Annotated in this window: 21 protein-coding genes; 4 read left to right on the top strand and 17 right to left on the bottom strand. The window is 61.6% G+C overall.

The annotated features are described in order from the left end of the window. The first annotated feature begins 112 nt into the window (after positions 1–112). Positions 113–724, top strand: a complete 612-nt coding sequence (locus FSY45_RS10085) for a hypothetical protein (RefSeq protein ID WP_052951067.1) — start codon at positions 113–115, stop codon at positions 722–724. An 11-nt stretch (positions 725–735) separates the two neighbouring features. On the opposite strand, the gene FSY45_RS10080 is transcribed toward FSY45_RS10085, so the two are convergent. From FSY45_RS10080 to moaE, 6 genes are all read right to left on the bottom strand, one after another. Next, positions 736–1,950 carry a class I SAM-dependent methyltransferase gene (locus FSY45_RS10080; RefSeq protein WP_046461236.1) on the bottom strand — a complete coding sequence of 405 codons (1,215 nt, stop codon included), beginning with the start codon at positions 1,948–1,950 and terminating at the stop codon, positions 736–738. Positions 1,951–1,985: 35 nt separating this feature from the next. Further along, complete coding sequence (locus FSY45_RS10075) at positions 1,986–2,510, bottom strand: GNAT family N-acetyltransferase (RefSeq protein WP_034348967.1); 525 nt, start codon at positions 2,508–2,510, stop codon at positions 1,986–1,988. A 267-nt stretch (positions 2,511–2,777) separates the two neighbouring features. Next, the gene (locus FSY45_RS10070) at positions 2,778–4,217 is read right to left on the bottom strand and encodes a coniferyl aldehyde dehydrogenase (RefSeq protein WP_003064341.1); all 1,440 of its coding nucleotides are present in this window, start codon (positions 4,215–4,217) and stop codon (positions 2,778–2,780) included. 180 nt (positions 4,218–4,397) lie between these two features. After that, entirely contained in the window at positions 4,398–4,754 is a 357-nt protein-coding gene (locus FSY45_RS10065) for a hypothetical protein (protein ID WP_046461235.1), read from the bottom strand. Positions 4,755–4,783: 29 nt separating this feature from the next. After that, a complete protein-coding gene (gene clpB, locus FSY45_RS10060; protein ID WP_034359764.1) occupies positions 4,784–7,396 on the bottom strand; it encodes an ATP-dependent chaperone ClpB in 2,613 nt (870 codons plus the stop codon). A 416-nt stretch (positions 7,397–7,812) separates the two neighbouring features. Beyond that, positions 7,813–8,271 carry a molybdopterin synthase catalytic subunit MoaE gene (moaE, locus tag FSY45_RS10055; protein WP_046461285.1) on the bottom strand — a complete coding sequence of 153 codons (459 nt, stop codon included), beginning with the start codon at positions 8,269–8,271 and terminating at the stop codon, positions 7,813–7,815. Between the two features lie 53 nt (positions 8,272–8,324). Between moaE and FSY45_RS10050 the strand changes: the two genes are divergently transcribed. After that, positions 8,325–8,579 carry a hypothetical protein gene (locus FSY45_RS10050; protein WP_003057869.1) on the top strand — a complete coding sequence of 85 codons (255 nt, stop codon included), beginning with the start codon at positions 8,325–8,327 and terminating at the stop codon, positions 8,577–8,579. A 3-nt stretch (positions 8,580–8,582) separates the two neighbouring features. Then, positions 8,583–8,909, top strand: a complete 327-nt coding sequence (locus tag FSY45_RS10045; RefSeq protein WP_046461234.1) for a hypothetical protein — start codon at positions 8,583–8,585, stop codon at positions 8,907–8,909. 68 nt (positions 8,910–8,977) lie between these two features. Here FSY45_RS10045 and FSY45_RS10040 read toward each other — a convergent pair whose 3' ends face one another. From FSY45_RS10040 to FSY45_RS10030, 3 genes are all read right to left on the bottom strand, one after another. After that, on the bottom strand, positions 8,978–9,565 hold the full coding sequence (locus FSY45_RS10040; protein ID WP_046461233.1) for a hypothetical protein: 588 nt from the start codon (positions 9,563–9,565) through the stop codon (positions 8,978–8,980). Continuing rightward, the gene (locus FSY45_RS10035) at positions 9,562–9,912 is read right to left on the bottom strand and encodes a GIY-YIG nuclease family protein (RefSeq protein ID WP_003064326.1); all 351 of its coding nucleotides are present in this window, start codon (positions 9,910–9,912) and stop codon (positions 9,562–9,564) included. Before FSY45_RS10035 ends, FSY45_RS10040 begins: the two co-directional genes overlap by 4 nt. A 171-nt stretch (positions 9,913–10,083) precedes the next feature. After that, on the bottom strand, positions 10,084–10,650 hold the full coding sequence (locus FSY45_RS10030; protein WP_034361874.1) for a TetR/AcrR family transcriptional regulator: 567 nt from the start codon (positions 10,648–10,650) through the stop codon (positions 10,084–10,086). A 95-nt stretch (positions 10,651–10,745) separates the two neighbouring features. On the opposite strand from FSY45_RS10030, the gene FSY45_RS10025 reads away from it, so the two are divergent. Then, positions 10,746–11,939 (top strand): MFS transporter, encoded by a 1,194-nt coding sequence (locus FSY45_RS10025; RefSeq protein WP_046461232.1) that lies wholly within the window; start codon positions 10,746–10,748, stop codon positions 11,937–11,939. A gap of 108 nt (positions 11,940–12,047) precedes the next feature. On the opposite strand, the gene FSY45_RS10020 is transcribed toward FSY45_RS10025, so the two are convergent. The 8 genes from FSY45_RS10020 to FSY45_RS09985 form a co-directional block, all read right to left on the bottom strand. Continuing rightward, positions 12,048–12,401, bottom strand: a complete 354-nt coding sequence (locus tag FSY45_RS10020; RefSeq protein WP_046461231.1) for a recombinase family protein — start codon at positions 12,399–12,401, stop codon at positions 12,048–12,050. After that, entirely contained in the window at positions 12,398–13,825 is a 1,428-nt protein-coding gene (locus FSY45_RS10015; RefSeq protein WP_003064320.1) for a short-chain fatty acid transporter, read from the bottom strand. Before FSY45_RS10015 ends, FSY45_RS10020 begins: the two co-directional genes overlap by 4 nt. A gap of 234 nt (positions 13,826–14,059) precedes the next feature. Continuing rightward, complete coding sequence (gene moaD / locus FSY45_RS10010; RefSeq protein ID WP_003064318.1) at positions 14,060–14,314, bottom strand: molybdopterin converting factor subunit 1; 255 nt, start codon at positions 14,312–14,314, stop codon at positions 14,060–14,062. An 11-nt stretch (positions 14,315–14,325) separates the two neighbouring features. Then, entirely contained in the window at positions 14,326–15,582 is a 1,257-nt protein-coding gene (gene glp, locus FSY45_RS10005) for a gephyrin-like molybdotransferase Glp (RefSeq protein WP_003064316.1), read from the bottom strand. A 14-nt stretch (positions 15,583–15,596) separates the two neighbouring features. Continuing rightward, entirely contained in the window at positions 15,597–16,139 is a 543-nt protein-coding gene (gene mobB / locus FSY45_RS10000) for a molybdopterin-guanine dinucleotide biosynthesis protein B (protein ID WP_046461230.1), read from the bottom strand. Positions 16,140–16,268: 129 nt separating this feature from the next. Next, complete coding sequence (thrC, locus tag FSY45_RS09995; protein WP_034378722.1) at positions 16,269–17,693, bottom strand: threonine synthase; 1,425 nt, start codon at positions 17,691–17,693, stop codon at positions 16,269–16,271. A gap of 155 nt (positions 17,694–17,848) precedes the next feature. Beyond that, a complete protein-coding gene (locus FSY45_RS09990) occupies positions 17,849–19,045 on the bottom strand; it encodes a hypothetical protein (protein ID WP_046461229.1) in 1,197 nt (398 codons plus the stop codon). Between the two features lie 91 nt (positions 19,046–19,136). Then, on the bottom strand, positions 19,137–20,471 hold the full coding sequence (locus tag FSY45_RS09985; protein ID WP_003064309.1) for a homoserine dehydrogenase: 1,335 nt from the start codon (positions 20,469–20,471) through the stop codon (positions 19,137–19,139). Positions 20,472–20,510 lie beyond the last annotated feature (39 nt).

The raw sequence follows: 20,510 nt of genomic DNA, 5'->3' as shown, positions 1-20,510 counted from the left end.
TCAGAAGCAATTGGCAAGCTTGGGCAGTAATGACTGGCCGATCCACTGCGAATTGGCGCAGATTCACACCAGTGTCATCGTCAGCTCATGCAATAGCGCATCCGCACTTGTAATGCGCCAGACAGAAGCAGCCATGATTTTGCAGAAAACCGCCAAGGCCCAGGAGGAACTTCAGCCCGGATCGCGCCAGCTGCCGCAGCGCGCGCGCTCCCTGCTGTTGCTGGCCGGCGGCAAGAGCATGGAAGAACTTGCCGCCATGCTGGGCAGTGATCATGCCGCACTGGCCCAGCAATTGGTGGAACAGGGATATCTTCAACTGATGCCAACCAGCGCCTCCAAAGAGCGCAGCCTGGCCACTCATCGAGCACCGCCTCTCGCCAAAGTTGGAGACAGCTCGGCCACACCAGCCCTGGCTCCAGCCGAAGAAGCCACTGATTCGACACCAGCCATCAATATGGCGGGCACGCGCATGTATTTATTCGATATGTGCGAGCGCCTGTTTGCCAACCGCCATGAGGCCCTGGCCCAGACATTGCGCACCCAGCTGCGCGAGGCCAGAGACCTGACCAGCTTGCGCAGCGCCGGTATCAGCCTGCTGACTGCGGTAGAGGAATATGCAGGCGAAGAGCGCGCACATTCGCTGCGCGAGAGGCTCGCAGCCCTGCTGGCGCACGGGGAAGCCGCTGATCCGCCCTGCCAGGAACTGCAAGGCGCAGCGGCCTAGCAGCCTGGCTGTCAGCCCGCCTTGGCCAGACGCCAGAGCGAGGTCACTTCGGCAGAGCGCGCAATGTGCAGAGGGTCCTCTCGGTCCTGTACCTTGCCATGATGCGGGCGAACATCTTCACGCCCCAGCACCTTGAGTCCGGCGGCTTCAATCCAGCCCAGCAGCTCGTCACGCGTGCGCAGCTTCAGATGCTCGGCCAGGTCGGAGATGATGAGCCAGCCTTCGCCACCTGGCAGCAGGTGTGCCGCCAGCCCTTGCAGAAAGCCACGCAGCATGCGGCTGTCTTCGTCATAAATCGCCTGATCGAGCACCGATGCTGCCTTTCCCGGCAGCCAGGGCGGGTTGCAGACGATCAGACCGGCCTGCCCTTGCGCAAACAGATCGGCATGCTGCAGCTCCACCCGGGAAGCATGACCCAGGCGCTGCAGATTCTCGCAGGCGCAGGCCAGCGCACGCTCGCTGGTATCGGTGGCGACCACCGACTTCACGCCGCGCTTGAGCAGCAATGCCGAGAGCACGCCCGTGCCGACACCAATATCCCAGGCCTGTTGAATACCGGCTGCGGGAATGCTCGCTCGCGCCACCAGATCGAGATACTCGCCGCGCACGGGCGAGAAAACACCATAGTGGGCATGAATGCGGGCGCCATCCAGGGAGGGAATCTCCACCCCCTTCTTGCGCCATTCATGGGCGCCGACCACACCCAGCAGATCGCGCAGCGGCACCAGCACGGACTGCGCAGGTGCTTCGGGCGGAACTGCCCCCCAGGCCTCTGAGCAGGCCAGACTCCAGTCCGGAGCGCGACGCAAGGCGCAATACCATTGCACATCCAGCTCGATCAGAATGCTGCCAAGCATGCGTGCACGCTGGGCCTGGGACTGGCGGTACAGATGAAAAGCATGGGGAAAGCCTGCCGCAGCGGGGCTCTTTGGCGGGCTCTTGCGGCGCGACTTCTTGTCCAGCCGGCGGCCCAGCGCCAGCAGCAGCTGGCGCGCGTTCTGAAAATCACCGCGCCACAGCAGCGACGCACCTTCGCTGATATGGCGAAACGCCGTATCAGCGGGCATGGTGTCATCGGCAACTTCGATGCGGCGGGGCTTGGGCAGGCTGCTTTCGCTGCGCCACAAGGCCCTATGGGCCTGGGCTTGCTCCCGCCATTGCAGCAGATCGAAAGCAGAGGCGGGAGCGCAGACTGAGGCCGCGAGCTTGCTGTGGAGAGACGTCACGGCCTGTCTTTCAGTGAGGGTTGAACGCTGTGTGATCAGCCGTTCAGAGGGCGCTTGACGCGCACTTCTTCAATCTTGATGCTGCCAATCACAGCCGTCTTGGCCGTGGACATTTCACGCTTGAAGCCTGCCATTTCATGGAAACGCAGGGCACGCTCGTTGCGCAGCGGAATCCAGGCTGTCACATTGGTGCAGCCTTCTTCCAGCAAACCATCTCGTGCGGCGTCCCACAGGGCAACGCCAACACCTTGATTCCAGTGCGAGGGAGCTGCATAGATAGCCCAGATCTCGCCGGTGGTCTGGCGGGATTTTTCATCACGGGAACGGTCAAAGCCGACAAAGCCAACGATCTTGTCGCCGTCAATGGCGACCTGGACCTGTGGCTCACAGTATTCAATAGCTTCGCGCCAGTAAGCCTGGCGCTTTTCAACCGAGGACATGGCCTTCAGTTGATCATCGGGAACCAGACCTCGATAAGCCTCCAGTGCGGAAGCAGTATGGATCTGGGCAATCGCTTTTGCATCGCGAAGAGTAGCGGGACGGACCTGGATACTAGACATGGAAAAACCGGGGCGGAAACATGTAAGAATAGAAGGGCGTAATTGTCTACAGATTCAGAGTTTTGGCACGCGGTGCAGTGGTTAGCCATTTGCTCAACTGCGGCTGTTCGCATTTTCTTGCTATGGCGCAATCTATGTGCTATGCGCTCCACTAAGCAGAGCAGCAAGCCCGCAACCATCAATGGTTTGCGTCACATTTGATGACAATCTGGCAAGCGCTCACAACAGCGCCGAAGCACTCAATCCCTGCTCGACGGCCAAGAAATTTCAGAGCCAGCGTCGCATGAAGTCCATCACCCGATCGAATTTTTCCCCGAACGGCGGGTACAGCAGGGAAGTCGCCGCCCAGCGCGACTGCACGAAAACCGCCTTCTGGTGCACAAAGCGCAAAAAGCCCTGCTCTGCGTGATAGGCACCCCAGCCGCTGTCGCCGACACCGCCGAATGGCAAGTTCTCATGCGCCACATGCAGCAAGGTGTCGTTCACACAGACGCCTCCGCTGACGGTGCGCATCAACACCGCATTGCGCTCGGCCTCGTCGTTGCCAAACCAGTACAGCGCCAGCGGGCGCGGGCTGGCGTTGATGGCATTGATCACGTCTTCGATATGCTCGTAGGAGATCACAGGCAGGATGGGGCCGAAGATCTCTTCCTGCATCAGTTGCATCTCGCCGGTGGCACCGAACACCAGCGCCGGAGCGAACTGCCTCTCCACGGCCTCGCCCCAGGCCGTGGTGTCACCGTCCGCAGCCGGGGCAGCCGCTTCATGCATCCAGTGCACCTGCGCTCCCAGACTTTGCGCCTGGCGCAGCATCTGCTTGAGTCGTGCCAGATGGCGCTTGCTGATGATGGCCGTGTAATCCGGGTTGCCCGAAATGCGCGGGTACAGCTGCTGCACCGCCGCCTGATAGGCCTCGGCAAACTCCTGCTCCTTGCCGCGCGGCAGCAGCACATAGTCGGGAGCGATGCAGGTTTGCCCGGCATTGACCAGCTTGCCATAGGCCACCTTGAGCGCAGCGGCCTGCATATCGCAGTCCTGCGCAATGATGCAGGGCGATTTGCCCCCGAGCTCCAGTGTGGTGGGCGTCAGGTGCACGGCTGCCGCCTGCGCCACACGCCGCCCCACGGCCGTGGAGCCGGTGAACAGCAGATGATCGAATTGCAGACCCGAGAACTGCGTGGCCACGGCCACGTCCCCCTCGATCACGCAGAACTCTTCGGGTGCAAAGAACTGGGCGACCAGCTCGCCCATTTTTGCCGAGGTATGCGGCGTCAGCTCGCTGGGCTTGAGCATCACGCGGTTGCCCGCCGCCAGAGCCGTGATGGCTGGCGCCAGCGATAGTTGTAGCGGATAGTTCCAGGGCGAGATGATGCCCACCACGCCCAGAGGCTGGCGCTCCACCCAGGCCTTGCCTGGCTGCAGCATCAGCGGCGTGCGCACGCGCTGACGCTTGCTCCACTTGGGCAGATGCTTGAGCGTGTGCCTGAGCATATTGCGCACCAGCATCAGATCCAGCATCTCGGTCCAGCGCTCGGAGCGCACACCAAAGTCCTGCTCCACCGCCGCGCACAAAGCCGGGCCGTTCTCGTCCAGCATCTTCTGCAGACGCAGCAGCCTCTCCCGGCGCACCAGCAAAGGTACATCGACCTGCGTGCGGCTGGCTTGGTACTGCAAGTCAAAAATGCGGTGCAAGTCCATGTAGTTCATGCCTGTCTGAAAATCCCAAGATCACAGTCCCGACCATACCGCGAGACTGCGTAAACACAGCGTAAAAAAAGAGCCTGATGCAACACTGCACAGGCTCTTGTGTGTTGACCGCGAAACAAGCCTGCGGCCCTTTATTGCCTCACCTGCTCCAAAGTATGAAGCCTGTGTAAGCGCTTGTCATTACGACTCGTGCACCTCGCGCGGCTGCACATCGGTCACATCGCCGGCACCGGGCAGAACGCCGCGGCGCCCGCGGGCTTCACGCTCATCCTTCTTGGCATCGGCATTGCCCGACGATTGCGCCATCCACTCGGCCCCCGAGCGGTACACCGTCTGCCAGCCGGCAAAGGGGCTCATGGCCCCCATGCCCATGGGCACCATGGGCTGGCCCGTGAGCCTGGCCCACAGGGCGCGCGCACCCCAGGCCAGGGCGATGAGGCAGGCCACGGCCATCAGGCACAGGAAAAACACCAGGCCCACCAGCATCAGCATGATGCGGACGGCCCAGCGGGTTGCAGTGGCGGCGAAATCGTTCAAAGCAATACCTCTTTCTAGGGTTCAGGTCCTCAGGCAGCGCCTGCGGACTCGAACCGGAACACCCCGGGATCATTCACCGGGTCGACTGTCACAGCTATCGTACTCTTGGGCGGGAATTTCCCCTCAAGTAACAACTTGGACAGCGGGTTTTCAATACGCTGCTGGATTGCGCGCTTGAGCGGACGGGCACCGAACACGGGATCGAAGCCCACCTTGGCCAGCTCGGCCAGGGCCTGCTCGGACACCTGCATGCTCAGTTCCATCTTCTGCAGACGGCTTTCCAGCAACTTCAGCTGAATCCTGGCAATCGCCTCGATGTTCTTGGCATCCAGGGCATGGAAGACCACGGTTTCATCGATACGGTTCAAGAATTCGGGTCGGAAATGGTTTTTAAGTTCCCCCCAGACCGCTTCCTTCACATCATCGGCATCCTCGCCAACCATGGCCTGTATCAGATGCGAGCCGATATTGCTGGTCATCACGATCACGGTGTTCTTGAAGTCCACCGTGCGGCCCTGGCCATCGGTCAACCGGCCATCATCCAGAACCTGCAGCAATACATTGAAGACATCAGGGTGGGCTTTTTCCACCTCGTCCAGCAGCAGCACGCTATAGGGCTTGCGGCGCACGGCTTCCGTCAGGTAGCCGCCTTCCTCGTAACCCACATAGCCGGGAGGCGCACCGATCAAGCGTGCCACAGAGTGCTTTTCCATGAACTCACTCATGTCAATACGCACCAGATGGTCCTCGCTGTCGAACAGGAAGCCTGCCAGCGCCTTGCACAACTCGGTCTTGCCCACGCCCGTAGGGCCCAGGAACAGGAAGGAGCCGGTGGGGCGATTGGGATCGGACAGACCCGAACGCGAGCGACGGATGGCATTGGCCACAGCGCTGATCGCTTCCTCCTGACCCACCACACGCTCGTGCAGCTTGTCCTCCATGTGCAGCAGCTTGTCTTTTTCGCCCTGCATCATCTTGGCCACGGGGATGCCAGTGGCACGACTCACCACCTCGGCGATCTCCTCGGCTCCGACCTGGGTGCGCAGCAGCTTGTTGGCCGTCGCGCCGTCCTGGCCCTCTTCCTTGGCCTGGGCTTCGTGCAGCTGCTTTTCGAGTGCCGGCAGCTTGCCGTACTGCAGCTCGGCCACCTTGTTGAAGTCGCCCTTGCGCTTGAACTCCTCGATCTGTATGCGCAGCTGGTCCACTTCCTTGCGGATCTGCTCAGAACCCAGGGCGCTGGCCTTCTCGGCCTTCCAGATTTCCTCAAGGTCGGCGTACTCGCGCTCCAGGCTTTCGAGCTCTTCCTCGATCAGCTGCAGACGCTTTTGCGAAGCCTCGTCCTTCTCGCGCTTCATGGCCTCGCGCTCGATCTTGAGCTGGATCATGCGGCGCTCGAGCTTGTCCATCACCTCGGGCTTGGAGTCCATCTCGATCTTGATCTTGGCCGCGGCCTCGTCGATCAGGTCAATGGCCTTGTCGGGCAGGAAGCGGTCGGTGATGTAGCGATGGCTCAGCTCCGCAGCGGCAACGATGGCGGGGTCGGTGATATCGACGTTGTGATGCGCCTCGTACTTCACCTGCAGGCCGCGCAGAATGGCGATGGTGTCCTCCACCGAAGGCTCGTCCACGATGACCTTCTGGAAGCGGCGCTCCAGAGCGGCATCCTTTTCGATGTACTTGCGGTACTCATCGAGCGTGGTCGCCCCCACGCAATGCAGCTCGCCACGCGCCAGCGCGGGCTTGAGCATATTGCCGGCGTCCATGGCGCCATCGGCCTTGCCGGCGCCCACCATGGTGTGGATTTCGTCGATGAAAAGAATGATGCGGCCTTCGTCCTGTGCGATTTCCTTGAGCACGGATTTGAGGCGCTCCTCGAAGTCGCCGCGGTACTTGGCACCGGCCAGCAGGCCCGCCATGTCCAGCGACAGCACGCGCTTGTTCTGCAGGCTCTCAGGCACTTCGCCGGCCACGATGCGCTGGGCCAGGCCCTCGACAATGGCGGTCTTGCCCACGCCGGGCTCGCCGATGAGCACGGGGTTGTTCTTGCTGCGGCGCTGCAGCACCTGGATGGCACGGCGGATTTCATCGTCGCGGCCGATCACCGGGTCCAGCTTGCCGCTGCGGGCACGCTCGGTCAGGTCCAGCGTGTATTTCTTGAGCGCTTCGCGCTGGCCTTCGGCTTCCGCACTGTCCACGTTCTGACCTCCCCGCACGGCATTGATGGCCGCTTCCAGGCTGGATTTGCTCACGCCGCTTTGCTTGAGCAAGGCACCGGCACGCGTGGCCGAGCCTGCGGCATCGGCCAGCGCCAGCAGAAACAGCTCGCTGGCGATGAACTGGTCACCGCGCTTGAGGGCTTCTTTCTCCGAGGCCTGCAGCAGCCGAGCCAGCTCGGAACCGACCTGCACATCGCCTTGCTGCTGCACCCGCGGCAGATCAGCCATGGCCTGTTCTGCCAGGTTTTTGAGTTGTTGCACATTGCCGCCAGCGCGCTGCAGCAGCGCACGCGGGCCGTCGTCCTGGCGCAGCATGGCCACCAGCAGGTGCAGAGGGTCGATGGTGGATTGATCAGCACCGAGCGCCAGGGACTGCGCGTCGGCCAAGGCTTCTTGGAATTTGGTCGTCAGTTTGTCAATTCGCATGGTTTGTCGCTTTCGCTCCAATCAGATTCATTGCTGATTTATCTGATAGCCAGGTGGTGAATTTCAAGACCGGAAGGGCAATAAAGCGGCTCAAAAGACGGCCGCAAGTCTGTGATTTGATCAAAATCAAACAACGCCCTGCGCCAGAAGCCAGACCCGAGCATCGCGCGTCAAAGCCAGATCCAATGTAGGCTCAAACCCACAATGTGCAAGATTGCGGCCCCATACCTGCCAGAGTCAGCAAAACCGGGATCTATCGAAAACCATAGCTTCTTGCGCTTTATACATAGGCGCCAGAGGCATTTTTATTCATAGATTTTTCAAGATCATGCACTGATGCGGCACAACCAGGCGTCACCTGGCCCAGGGCGGCCTGGCACCAGTACAGGTCTGCGCTCAGGCGGCTGCCGCCATTCTTATTGCCACCGCGCCAGCGCCTGTTCGTCACTGACACGCGCATCCACCCAGCGTGCGCCTTGCTCGGTCTGCTCTTTTTTCCAGAACGGCGCTTCGGACTTCAGATAGTCCATGATGTATTCACAGGCCTCGAAGGATTTGCCGCGGTGGGCGCTGCTCACCGCCACCAGAACGATCTGGTCCATGGGCTGCAGCAGGCCGATGCGGTGAATCACGCGCGCGCCATAGATGCCAAAGCGCGCCACGGCCTTGTCGATGATGGCCTCGATCGACTTCTCGGTCATGCCGGGATAATGCTCGAGCTCCATGCTGGAGACGGCATCGCCCTCGTTGCGGTCGCGCACCGTGCCGACAAAGCTGCAGACCGCGCCCACGCGCGCATCGCCGGTGCGCAGGGCGGCAATCTCGGCCGAGAGGTCAAAGTCCTGAGTCTGAATGGATACACGTGCTTCGGTCATGCCTGCATTGTCGCAGGCCAGCATGGGCATGTCTGGCGCATTAGCATTGGACCATGGCCACACAAACCATCAATCTGCCGGAGTACACGCTGTACCCCTCTCCGCGCAACGAGCACCGGATGATTTTCGAGTTCCAGCTCTTTGTGCCCTATCCCTATGAGCTGATCCACCTGCCCGACTACAACTTCAAGGGCAAGGCCACGCTGTTTGCTGCCCACCGCAAGCGCGACAACAAATCGGGCCAGCTCATTACCTGCGAGCTGGCCGTGGACATAGAGCGTTTCGAGCGCCTGTTCGAACCAAGCTAAGCCATGGACGACACCAGCCAAATTCAGCCGCCGACCAGCTTTGCCGAGCTGTTTCGCACGCGCAGCGGCAAGCTGTCCGTACCGATTGCCGAGGTCGTCGCACGCTATGAGCTATGCGAAGACCTGGCAAGCCATCTGACCGAGCAGGCACAGACGCTCTATCACTCGGGCAACTCCTCCGAAGAACAGGTGCTGCTGGGCATGCATGCGGGCCTGGCCGCGGAGGGCTCGGTCGTCACGGTGCCTGAGGCGGGCTGGATCGTGCAGCGCCTGGCCGAGCTGCTGGAATGGCGTACACCGCAGTTCCCCACTCCCGAAGACCCTGCCTGAAATCCCGGACGGAACCGCTTCTCAGCACTTTCAGACCCGCATTTTTCGCTTCAAACTCCGGAGCTAGATCAGAAGGCTCCGACAGGCGCATGCAGACGCTGCCAGGCCAAGGCCCGCCAGGCAGGCGTTCCATAGGCAGCGACCAGATCTCGCCCTATGGCGACCCAGGCCGGATCGGCCGGGTTCAAGCCCAAAGCCTCGATGAATGGCGCTTGCACGATGAAGCACTGGCGCCGATAAGGCAGCAAAAAACCATCCGCCTGCTGTGCGAGCACGCTGCGCGCCTGTGCGTACCCGCTGAACCAGATGTGCAGAAGAATGCCGCTACGCGGCACATGCCAGAAGCTGCCCATGTCATCACCCGGTGCCGCCAGCACTCCCAGCACCCGACGCGCCTGCTCCCAGCCGGCAAAGCCGACCTCGCGCGCCGCCTGATGCAAATGGTCGCGCAATGTGGCCGAGCCCGCAGCACCCTCGCGCCGCGCACGGTTCAGGCGCACGCGGGCGCGCACCTTGAGTTCGTCGACCAGGGCCTGCGGCGAAACGAATCCGGAAACAGAACCGGCCCCCGTGGCCGAACCCGACGGATCAATGGCTGCAGCACCACCGAGCAGCGCTTGGCCTGAACACATGGCATTCACGGTTTCACTGCTCATGGCTGTACCCCTTGCAGCTCTTGCTGCCACAGGGAAAGCAGGGCCTGAAGTTCGGCGTCATAGTCGAACAAAGGATCGTCGCGCTCCTTCACGCGGTCCAGTACCTCAAAACGAAATGCCTGTGCGCCATGGCAAGCCCAGGCCTGGGCCAGTGCCGCATCGCGCCGGAAGCCATTGCTCAGCTCGAACCGCAGGCGGTTGAGTATTGCGTCCACGTTACGGCTGGCCCCCAGGCGCAACAAGTCAGCGGCATCGCAGCGCACCGCGTAGATACCCATGGCGGGAAAAGCCTGTTTATAGTCCCGCGTCAGCGCGCGCCGCGCCTGGGGATGGAGAGATGAAGTCATGACAGTGCTCCAGGTTGCATCGGAGCCTCCCGCGCTGGGCCCCTAGAACAACCATGGTCTGACAGAACATCGAAATCGAGCGTGAACACGCTGTCGAAAGCAAGGGTGAGAGCCTCTTGTGCGGGCAGGCGCCCCTTGGCACCTGTGAGCCGCGATTCTAGGACAAGAGCCTCAGACCTGCTCAGGCACCAGTTGTTCGACCAGCTTGCGCCCGAACGCCACATCGGGCTGCAGACCATAAAGAATGCGATAGACGATGGGTGCCACCAACTGGTCCAGCATGGCTTCCACATCGGGCACCTCTTCGCCACGCGCGCGGGCCCGGCCCAGCACAATGCCAAGCTGGTCGCGAATGATGTCCACGCAGGCGCAGGTCACCTGGTCTTCCTGGGTTGCCACCAAGGTATCGCGCAGCAAGGTTCGTCCCAGGGGAGAGCCCATTTCCTCGATGTATTGCTCGGTCCAGGCCTGCAGATCGCCATGCAGACTGCCCGTGTCCGCAGGCTCGGCAATGGGACGGATGCGCTCCAGCGCCACATCGGCCAGCAGTTGTGGCAGATCGCCCCAGCGGCGATACAGCGTGGAAGGCGTCACGCCGGCCTCGGTGGCGATCAGGGGAAAGGTCAGCTCCTCGCGAGGCATGTGCTCCAGCAGTTTCCTCACCGCCTGATGCACGCTGGCCTGTACACGGGAGCTGCGCCCGCCCGGCCGGGATTGGACTGGGTCTTTTGCAATCATGGTCATTAAAGCTAAATATTTGCGTTAATGATGAATTAACGCAGAATACGCAAACGCAAAAAATTTGCTTTTATGGTAGCGGAGCCTGCTTTTCCATGCCCACATCCTCTGTATCCCTGACTGCGGTATCCAGCACCCGCAATATGGCTGCTGTCGCCCTGACCCTGGCCAGCTTTCTGGCGGCATCCAGCGCTCCCACGCCCTTGTATAGGCTCTACCAGCAGGCCTGGGGCTTTTCCTCGGGCATGCTGACCCTGATCTTCGCGGTCTATGCCTTCAGTCTGCTCGTCGCCCTGCTCACCATGGGCGCACTGTCCGATTACCTGGGCCGGCGCCCCGTCATTCTTGCGGCCCTGGGACTGGAGGCGGTCTCCATGCTGATGTTCACCCATGCACAGGATGCGCAGGCTCTGCTCTGGTCGCGTGTGGTGCAGGGTTTTGCCACCGGCATGGCGAGCGCAGCCCTGGGCGCGGCCCTGCTCGATCTGGACCGTGAACGCGGTGCGTTGATCAATACGCTGTCTCCCATGCTGGGTATGGCAGCCGGCGTGTTCGGCGCCAACCAGCTGGCCAGCCATGGCCATGACGGCTTGCACCAGATCTACTGGTGGCTGCTGCTGGTCTTTGCGGCATCGGCCTGGGCCATTGCCGTGATGCCTGAAACCGTCAGCCGCCGCAGCGGAGCCCTGGCCTCCATGCGCCCTCGCATCCGCCTTCCCGCGCATATCCGCCCGGCCTTCTTGCGCATGGCACCGCTGGATATCGCCGCCTGGGCGCTGGCGGGCTTTTATCTGTCGCTAGGCCCCACCCTGCTGCGTGTGATCACCGGCTCCACCCTGATGGCAGGCCTGGCCGTGTGCATCAACACCCTGAGCGCCGCAGCGGCCATCTGGCTGCTGCGCCATTGGACGGCCCAGCGCATGCTGCGCTTCGGTGGCTCGGCTCTGCCGCTGGGCATCGTGATTCTTCTGCTGGGCGTGGCCAGCCACAGCCTGACGCTGATGGTGGCCGCCTCCATCATTGCCGGCGCGGGCTTTGGCGTGGGCTTTCAAGGGGCGCTGCGCAGCGTGCTGCCGCTGGCCGAGCCACATGAACGCGGCGGCCTGCTGTCCACCATCTATGTGCTGAGCTATCTGGCCTTCAGCCTGCCGGCCATCGCCGCAGGCCTGCTGACCCAGAGCCTGGGGCTGGTGCCCACCACCTATGGCTATGGTCTGATGCTGATTGTGCTTGGCTTGCTGGCACTGGCTGCCACAAGGCAGAAAGCGGTCACCCGGCATGGTGCATAAGCTGTGCGTTGCGGTCTTGCTCTACATTGCCTGGCTCATTCGTCCCCGACCTCCATCAAAAAAGCCGTGCAGCAAACGCAGCACGGCTTTTTGATCGGCATGACGGCCTCAGGCCTGGATCGACTCGGCAGCCTTCCAGTCCGCGTAGCGGTTCAGTATGCGCTGCACTTGCCCATGGGTCCACTCACCGCCCTTGGCGGCCGCAATGCCCCGTGCATTGAGTTCAGCCGCCATGGCGCGGTGGGTCAGACCTTGTTGCAGCAATTCGGCGAACAGCGCTTCGTGCTGCCTGGCAAAGGCATCGGCCGCCGATTTACGTTTTTCCACCGTGGCGCGGATATTGGCCGTGCCGGCCGTGCCCAGCTTGACTCCACGCTCACGCGCTTCAGCCAGAGCCTTGCGGGTACGGGCGCTGATCTCTGGGTTCACTTCGGTAGATGGCAAATCGGCGGTTTCGGTCATGGCATTACAGGGGGGATATAGCTCAGGGTCTGACCCAGGAACCATAACAGGAACAGCACCACGGGCGCATGAACCAGCAACTGCACAAAGTTGAAGCCGATCAGATCACGCGCCTTGAGGCCCAGCACGCCCAACAGCGGCAGCATGTAGAAGGGGTTGATCAGATTAGGTAGAGCCTCAGCAGCGTTGTAGATCTGCACGGCCCAACCCAGGTGGTACTGCAGATCATTGGCCACCTGCATCACATAGGGGGCCTCCACAATCCACTTGCCACCGCCCGAGGGCAGGAAGAAGCCCAGCACGGCCGAGTAGGTGCCCATCAGCAGTGCATAGGTGTCATGCGTGGCAAAGCTGGTGAAGAAGGTGGAGATATGGTGGGCAATGCTGGCACCGCCGTCACCCTTGACGTCCGTCATGATGGCCGCAATCGCGCCGTACAGAGGGAACTGGATCAGCACGCCGGTCGTAGTGGGCACGGCACGTGCCACGGCATCGAGAAAGCTGCGGGGGCGCCAGTGCAACAGCGCACCGGCCATGAGAAACAGCAGGTTGTAGGTGTTCAGCCCAGAGATTGCCTGAATGAAAGGCTTGCTCGAGAACTCCTCCACCATCCAGCCCACGGTCAGCGCCACCAGCAAGATGATGAGAATGGGGCTGTATTCCAGCCATTCACCGGGGCGGCTGGGCTTTTTGACTTCCTGCACGACTTCTGTGCCCAGGTCGACCTGGCATTGGGCCGCATCACGCGCGGTCTTCTCACCGGGTGCAGTCATGTAAGCCACGACGATGGAGATCACCATCAGCACGCCCAGCATCACGCCGGACTGCCAGAGGAAAATAGTCTGCGTGAACGGAATCACGCCGGTAATGGCCAGAATGCCGGGAGGCAGGCTGGCTGGGTTGGCCTGCAGCTGCGCTGCCGAAGACGAAATGCCCAGCGCCCACACGGCACCCAGACCCAGATAGACGGCGGCACCGGCGGCGCGGTAGTCCATCTTGATGTCGGTGCGGCGTGCCAGTTCCTTGACCAGCAGACCACCGAACACCAGGCTCAGCCCCCAGTTCAGCAGCGAGGCGCTCAGCGCCACAAACGCCACCCAGGCCACGGCGCCACGGCCGGTCTTGGGCACGCGGGCCAGCGCCTTGATGAGTGCAGATGCAGGCTTGGAGCTGGCCACCACATAACCGCCAATCACCACAAAAGCCATTTGCATGGTGAAGGGGATCAGACTCCAGAAGCCCTTGCCGAAGGCCTTGCTGGTTTCCTGCACCGGCGCACCAATGGCAAACGCTGCCAGCACCACGATGAAGATGCCGACCACGGCAAACACCCAGGAATCCGGGAACCACTTCTCCGCCCAGCTGGCGCAGCGCATGGCAAAGCGCGCAGAGCGGGTCTCCTCCATATTGACGTGAGTTGTCATGAGTAAGTGCTTTCTGTCTTTCTTGTAGAAAGCGCGGATTCTCCAAAATGAATCTCGTCAGATTCACGAAAATACGCCCAGGAAAACCCTAGTAAGCAATCTCACGATCAAGGCTGGCACCTGGAAACCGACAAACAGCAAAAAGGCCTGTGCAAGCGGTTTGCACAGGCCTTCTGTGGACTTCAGGCTTCTTCAGAAACCGTTTTTAGAGGCTCACAAGCGCTCAGAGACTCATCAGCCCCCCGTCACTGGCGGAAAAAATGCCACTTCGTCGCCATTGCTGAGCACGGCATCGGCATCGCAGATATCCTGGTTCAGCGCCATGCGCACAGCCTTGCTGGCAGCCAGCACCTGGGCAGCCGCATCGCTGCGGCTCATCAGTTGCTCGCGCAATGCTCCCACGGTGGCTGCCGGGGTCTGCAGGCTTTCGCTGCCCGTACCCAAGGCTTCCCGGATAGAGGCGAAATATCGAATCGTAACGGTCTTCATCTCCAACTCCATCAGGCCATGAGCTCGGTAAACGGGATAAAGCGCACACTGTCGCCCATGGCAACCGTGGTGCCGGCAGGGTTGTCCACCACGCCGTCGCCCCAAGCCGTGGAAGTCAGCACGCCCGAGCTCTGGTTTCTGAACAACTCCAGCCCGCCACGCTCGTTGTAGCGCACCCGCAAAAACTCTCTGCGCTTGTCGCCCTTTGGCCAGACGAAATCGGCGCGCGCTTCGATGGCTCGCGGCAGCACATGCTGCACGCCCTGCAGACGCAGCAGGAACGGGCGCACCAGCACCTGGAAGGTGACAAAGCTGGAGACCGGGTTGCCCGGCAGACCGATGAAATGCGCAAAGCCCGTGCCGGACTCGCGATTGACGCGGCCGTAGGCAAAAGGCTTGCCGGGCTTGATGTTGATCTGCCAGAGGTCCAGCTGACCCAGCTCCTGCACGGCAGGCTTGATATGGTCTTCCTCACCCACGGAGACGCCGCCGCTGGTGACGATCACGTCGTGGTCCATGGCGGCATCGGCCAGCGCGGCAATCGTGGCCTCGCGGTCGTCGGGAACAATGCCCAGATCCGTCACCTCGCAGCCCATGCGCAGCAGCAATGCGCGCAGGAAGAAGCGGTTGCTGTTGTAGATGCTGCCCGCTGGCATGTCCTGCGGCGCAACGGTACCGGGCATGACCAGTTCGTCGCCGGTGGAGAACAGGGCCACACGCGGCTTGCGTGCCACCTGCAGGCTGGCAAAGCCCATGCTGGCTGCAAGACCCAGGTGGGCTGGCGTGAGACGGGTGCCGGCTTCGATCACGGTGGCGCCCTGCGTGATGTCTTCGCCCGCGCGGCGAATCCACTGGCCGGCACGGGGCTGGGCCTTGATGCGCACGCGGCCGTCCTCGAGCAATTCGCAGTCCTCCTGCATGACGATGGCATCGGCCCCGGCCGGCACGGGCGCCCCCGTGAAGATGCGGGCGACGGAGCCGGCAGCCAGCGCATCGGGCGAGGTGCCGGCAGGGATGCGCTGCGACACCGGCAGCACTGCAGCGCCGTCGGCACATTCGACGGTGCGCACCGCATAGCCATCCATGGCCGAGTTGTCCTGAGGCGGCACCTGCAGCGGCGAAACGGCGGCCTGCAGCAGAACGCGGCCATCGGCATCAAAGGTGTCCACCATTTGTGCGCCGGCCTGGGGCTGGGCATGGGCCAGCAGCTCCTGCAGGGCTTCATCCAGAGGCTTGAGCGGCTTGCGAGGCGTCTGTGGTGCTTGCATTGCTGTGTCTTTCCTTAGTTCTTGTATTGCAGGGAGTCCGAATGAGCCAGCAGCCATTGCAGCACAAGCTGGGGCTGGTTGAGATCCAGCACGGGCTGGACAGGCACTTGAGGCAGGTCATGGGCAGCGTCGGTGGCAACTGCCAGCACCCTAGGGTCATGCGCAAACAGCGGCTCCAGGCTCTTGCCCTTGTCCAGCCTGTCCTGCTGCTGCCGCCAGACCTCTATCTTGGGCAGCTCGCCATGCTTGAAACCTTCGACCAGCACCCAGTCCACGCTGGGGTCCAGCTGCGCCAGCATATGGTGCATGCTCAGCTGAGCAGGCTGCTCGTATTCGCGCATCAGCGCCATGCGTCTATCGGATGCGAGCAGCACTTCATAAGCGCCAGCCTTGCGGTGACGCCAGCTGTCCTTGCCCTCGCGATCCACATCAAAGTCATGGTGGGCATGCTTGATGACCGAGACCCTGAGTCCGCGCTGCTTCATCAGCATCACCAGCGCCTCGACCAAGGCGGTCTTGCCCGCGCCCGAATATCCGGCAAAGCCTATGACCTTCATCTTGATTTCAATATGTTTTTGATAGCTACCAACGCTCTATGGGCAAGCGCAAAATACCAATTTTATCCAAAGAAAAAAAGCACCTGTCGCCAAGCCACAGATGCTTTTCAAGCTTAACGCCGCAGGACTTTATCTGCAGTTTTCGGCGATAAAGGCCTTGACCTGGTCCACGTCGGAGGCCATGACGACCACACGCTTGGGCAGGTCTTCGATGCCGTTGAACTTGGCGGGACGGTCGGGCTGGCGGCCCAACGCTTCTTCGATCGTCGCCGCAAACTTGATGGGCAGAGCGGTTTCCAGCACCAGCATGGGCTCGGCGCCCAGATGCTCTCGCGCCACCTTCACGCCGTCGGCGGTATGGGTGTCGATCATCTGATCAAAACGCTCGAAGGTGTCCTTGATGGTGGCCAGACGGTCGGCGTGCGTGCTCTTGCCGCTCACAAAACCGTACTTGCCGGCCGCATCCTTGAAGGCGGGATCTGTGCTCAAATCGAACTTGCCGGCCTTGGCCACGCCTTCGGCGAACAGTTGCTTGGTGCGCACGCCGTCGCGCCCCACCAAGTCGAACACAAAGCGCTCGAAATTGCTGGCCTTGGAGATGTCCATCGAGGGGCTCGATGTCTCGTAGGTATTGGCCGAGCCTCGCACCTGGTAGACGCCGGTGCGGAAGAACTCGTCCAGCACATCGTTCTCATTGGTGGCCACCACCAGCTTGGCAATGGGCAGACCCATCTGGCGCGCCACATGGCCTGCGCAGATATTGCCGAAGTTGCCGGAAGGCACGGTGAAGCTCACCTTCTGGTCATTGGAGCGGGTGGCCTGCAGATAGCCGGCAAAGTAATAGACCACCTGGGCCAGCAGACGTGCCCAGTTGATGGAGTTGACGGTGCCGATCTTGTACTGGGCCTTGAAGGCGTGGTCGTTGGAGACGGCCTTGACGATGTCCTGGCAGTCGTCGAACACGCCTTCGATGGCGATGTTGTGGATGTTCTCGTCCTGCAGGCTGAACATCTGCGCCTGCTGGAAAGGGCTCATGCGGCCGTGTGGGCTGGTCATGAAGACGCGCACGCCCTTTTTGCCGCGCATGGCGTATTCGGCCGCGCTGCCGGTGTCCCCGCTGGTGGCGCCAAGGATATTCAGTTCCTCGTTGCGGCGGGCCAGTTCGTACTCGAACAGATTGCCCAGCAGCTGCATGGCCATGTCCTTGAAGGCCAACGTGGGGCCGTTGGACAGGGCTTCGATGTGCAGCACGCCGTCGAGTTGACGCACGGGCACGATGGCGTCGCTGCCAAAGACTTCCCTGGTATAGGTCTTGGCACACAGGGCACGCAGATCCTCGGCTGGAATGTCGTCGATATAGAGCGACAGAATCTCGAAGGCCAGGGCCGCATAACCCTTGTTGGCCAGCGTCTCGCGCAACTGGCTCAGCTTGGCATCGTCGATCTGGGGATACTCGACGGGCAGGTACAGGCCGCCATCGGGAGCCAGGCCTTCGAGCAAAATGTCGCAAAAACGCTTGCGGTCAGCATGGCCGCGGGTGGACAGATACAGCATCTCAAACTCGCCAAAAACTAAAATTCGGAACGGACAGCCAAACGGACAGAAGTCATGCCGCCAAGCCGACCATTATCGGTCAGCAAGCCCGATTTGACTGCGCGCGAATGCAGAGACCGGCCAACGCCATTGCCTCATATCGCGCCGGACGGGACTCAGGGCTGGAAATAGCGCTGCGCCCCCGGCTTGATATAGGGCTTGAGTTCCTTGAACGGGACACTGACGCCGCTGCCCAGGCACACACCCATGGCATGACCTATGCCCGAGATCACAAAGCTCATCTTGTCGGGCTTGTCGAGCATCAGCGCCATGTACTGGGGCAGCAGCTCGGTGCACTCCTTGTCATCCTCGGAATGCCGGTTCACGGCCTTGCTCAGAAAACGCGACAGCCGATCACCATACTCCAGCTTGTACTCGCCATATTTCACGTCCTTGAGCAGGCGGGTGAAGTCCATATAGCCGCCCTTGAGCAAGTCCAGCACAAAGGGGTCGTAATGATTGTTGGGATGTGCCCCGCCGCAACCGGTTGAACCGGACTCCACCACACTCATCAAGGCACTTGAGAGGTAGGTCACCTTGATCGACTCGTTATTGAAATCCCCCAGTGAGCCTGCCGCCGGGCCAGCGTTCTGGTAGATCGAGCCCACACAGGCCAGCGCCTCCAGACTCATGCCCCAGTGGCGCTGCTCCAGAACGGTATTGGTCTGCGCCAGAATTTTGCTATCCGGATGACGCGTGAGGCGCGGATACCAGAACTGGGTACGCGCATCGCGCACCGGCCTCCAGGCCAGCGTGGGGCTGACCACCACTTCCTTGCCCTGCTCCAGCTTTTGCTCGGCCACTTTCAGATAGTCGTAGGGCGTGGCCTGTGCCGAGATGGCAACGCCCGATGCAATACCGCTGCCCGCACCTTGCACAATCGCCAACGTCACGGCCTCCACACCGAATGGCGCTATCTTTTCAGGGTCGTACTGCGCAATATGGGTAAGGGCTAGCGGCAGTTTTTTGCCGTGAATATCATCCACCCATTCACCTGCCAAAGCACTGCCTTGCTGGCGCAGTTCCCAAACGATGCGGCGCTGTTGGGAGTCGGTCAACACGGGAGGCTCGCCACCGCTTTCACGCGCCCAGTCGTTATTCAAAGGACGTGCCTCAGACAGCCCATTCAGCGAGCCCCGGAGCGGAATATCCACTCCATGCCGCAGATAGAAATAGCGCCCCTGGCGTTCACCATCCTCACCCGGCTTGCCCAGCTCCATCACCACCGCCGAGCCGCCCAGCGTGCCACGATAGACATCGACGGGCGCCGCTTGCGCACCCGCCGCCACCAAAAACAAAAAGGCTGACGCCATAGGACACCAGCCTTTGAAGAAGTTTGCAATACCGACACCGCACTGAACAGGGAATAAACCGGTTTGAGTGCGACGGTACATGCTCAAGTCCTTAGTTCAGCTCTTCCTTGCGGATGCGGGTGATGGGAGCCAGCACCGTGGGCAGCCCCTGGATTTCGGCCAGGGCCTTGTCCATATCCCCTTCGCGGGTATCGTGCGTGAGAATGATCAGGTCGGTCTGGGTCGAGCCTTCGCCGCCCACTTCATCGGCTTCGCGCTGCAGCACGGCGTCGATGCTGATGCCGGCACCCGCCAGCAGGCCGGTGATCTTGGCCAGCACTCCGGCTTCATCGGCCACGCGGATGCGCAGGTAGTAGCTGGTCACGACCTCGGCCATGGGCAGCACGGGCAGCTCGCTGCCAGCGGCAGCCAGGCTGCTGCTCTGGAAGGCCAGGGCTGGCACGCGGTGGGCAGGATCGGACCCGTCCATGCGAGCGATATCCACCAGGTCGGCCACCACGGCGGAAGCGGTGGGCTCGGACCCGGCACCCTTGCCGTAGTACAGCGTGGTGCCCACGGCATCGCCGTTCACCACCACGGCATTCATCGCGCCTTCCACATTGGCGATCAGACGCTTGGAAGGCACCAGCGAGGGGTGCACGCGCAGCTCGATGCCCTTGTCCGTGCGCTTGGTGATGCCCAGCAGCTTGATGCGATAGCCCAGTTGCTCGGCGTAGCGGATATCGGCTCCGGCCAGCTTGGTGATGCCTTCCACATAGGCCTTGTCGAACTGCACGGGAATGCCGAAGGCAATCGCGCTCATCAGCGTGGCCTTGTGGGCCGCATCCACACCCTCGATGTCGAAGGTGGGATCGGCTTCGGCATAGCCCAGACGCTGCGCTTCCTTGAGCACCACGTCGAAGTCCAGGCCCTTGTCGCGCATTTCGGACAGGATGAAGTTGGTCGTGCCGTTGATGATGCCGGCCACCCACTGGATGGAGTTGGCGGTCAGGCCTTCGCGCAAGGCCTTGATGATGGGAATGCCACCGGCCACGGCAGCTTCATAGGCCACCATCACGCCCTTCTCGGCTGCGGCCTTGAAGATTTCCGTGCCGTGCACGGCCAGCAGGGCCTTGTTGGCGGTCACCACATGCTTGCCGGCCGCGATGGCTTCCAGCACCAGGGCCTTGGCAATGCCGTAGCCGCCGATCAGCTCGACCACCACATCGATATCGGGGTTGGCGATGACTTCACGTGCATCGCCGACCACCTTGACCTTGTCACCCACCACGCTCTTGGCGCGTTCGGTATCCAAGTCGGCGACCATGGTAATTTCAATGCCACGACCCGCACGACGGCGAATCTCGTCTTGGTTGCGTTCCAGCACATTGAAAGTACCGCTGCCTACGGTGCCAATGCCCAACAGGCCTACTTGGATGGGTTTCATAAGTTCTAAGGTCAAAAAAGCGCTGAAGCGCTTGAAAAT

Source organism: Comamonas sp. Z1, assembly GCF_008121555.1.
Lineage (GTDB): Bacteria > Pseudomonadota > Gammaproteobacteria > Burkholderiales > Burkholderiaceae_C > Comamonas > Comamonas thiooxydans.
The sequence above is the reverse complement of the archived record's forward strand: the minus strand, read 5'-3'. Positions and strand labels throughout refer to the sequence as shown.

What these genes read in the sequence shown, in the direction of transcription:
- FSY45_RS10085 (WP_052951067.1), top strand. Translation starts at nt 113, where the DNA reads ATGCGCCAGACAGAAGCAGCCATGATTTTGCAGAAAACCGCCAAGGCC.
- FSY45_RS10075 (WP_034348967.1), bottom strand. Translation starts at nt 2,510, where the DNA reads ATGTCTAGTATCCAGGTCCGTCCCGCTACTCTTCGCGATGCAAAAGCG.
- FSY45_RS10070 (WP_003064341.1), bottom strand. Translation starts at nt 4,217, where the DNA reads ATGAACTACATGGACTTGCACCGCATTTTTGACTTGCAGTACCAAGCC.
- clpB (WP_034359764.1), bottom strand. Translation starts at nt 7,396, where the DNA reads ATGCGAATTGACAAACTGACGACCAAATTCCAAGAAGCCTTGGCCGAC.
- moaE (WP_046461285.1), bottom strand. Translation starts at nt 8,271, where the DNA reads ATGACCGAAGCACGTGTATCCATTCAGACTCAGGACTTTGACCTCTCG.
- FSY45_RS10050 (WP_003057869.1), top strand. Translation starts at nt 8,325, where the DNA reads ATGGCCACACAAACCATCAATCTGCCGGAGTACACGCTGTACCCCTCT.
- FSY45_RS10045 (WP_046461234.1), top strand. Translation starts at nt 8,583, where the DNA reads ATGGACGACACCAGCCAAATTCAGCCGCCGACCAGCTTTGCCGAGCTG.
- FSY45_RS10040 (WP_046461233.1), bottom strand. Translation starts at nt 9,565, where the DNA reads ATGAGCAGTGAAACCGTGAATGCCATGTGTTCAGGCCAAGCGCTGCTC.
- FSY45_RS10035 (WP_003064326.1), bottom strand. Translation starts at nt 9,912, where the DNA reads ATGACTTCATCTCTCCATCCCCAGGCGCGGCGCGCGCTGACGCGGGAC.
- FSY45_RS10030 (WP_034361874.1), bottom strand. Translation starts at nt 10,650, where the DNA reads ATGATTGCAAAAGACCCAGTCCAATCCCGGCCGGGCGGGCGCAGCTCC.
- FSY45_RS10025 (WP_046461232.1), top strand. Translation starts at nt 10,746, where the DNA reads ATGCCCACATCCTCTGTATCCCTGACTGCGGTATCCAGCACCCGCAAT.
- FSY45_RS10020 (WP_046461231.1), bottom strand. Translation starts at nt 12,401, where the DNA reads ATGACCGAAACCGCCGATTTGCCATCTACCGAAGTGAACCCAGAGATC.
- FSY45_RS10015 (WP_003064320.1), bottom strand. Translation starts at nt 13,825, where the DNA reads ATGACAACTCACGTCAATATGGAGGAGACCCGCTCTGCGCGCTTTGCC.
- moaD (WP_003064318.1), bottom strand. Translation starts at nt 14,314, where the DNA reads ATGAAGACCGTTACGATTCGATATTTCGCCTCTATCCGGGAAGCCTTG.
- glp (WP_003064316.1), bottom strand. Translation starts at nt 15,582, where the DNA reads ATGCAAGCACCACAGACGCCTCGCAAGCCGCTCAAGCCTCTGGATGAA.
- mobB (WP_046461230.1), bottom strand. Translation starts at nt 16,139, where the DNA reads ATGAAGGTCATAGGCTTTGCCGGATATTCGGGCGCGGGCAAGACCGCC.
- thrC (WP_034378722.1), bottom strand. Translation starts at nt 17,693, where the DNA reads ATGCTGTATCTGTCCACCCGCGGCCATGCTGACCGCAAGCGTTTTTGC.
- FSY45_RS09990 (WP_046461229.1), bottom strand. Translation starts at nt 19,045, where the DNA reads ATGGCGTCAGCCTTTTTGTTTTTGGTGGCGGCGGGTGCGCAAGCGGCG.
- FSY45_RS09985 (WP_003064309.1), bottom strand. Translation starts at nt 20,471, where the DNA reads ATGAAACCCATCCAAGTAGGCCTGTTGGGCATTGGCACCGTAGGCAGC.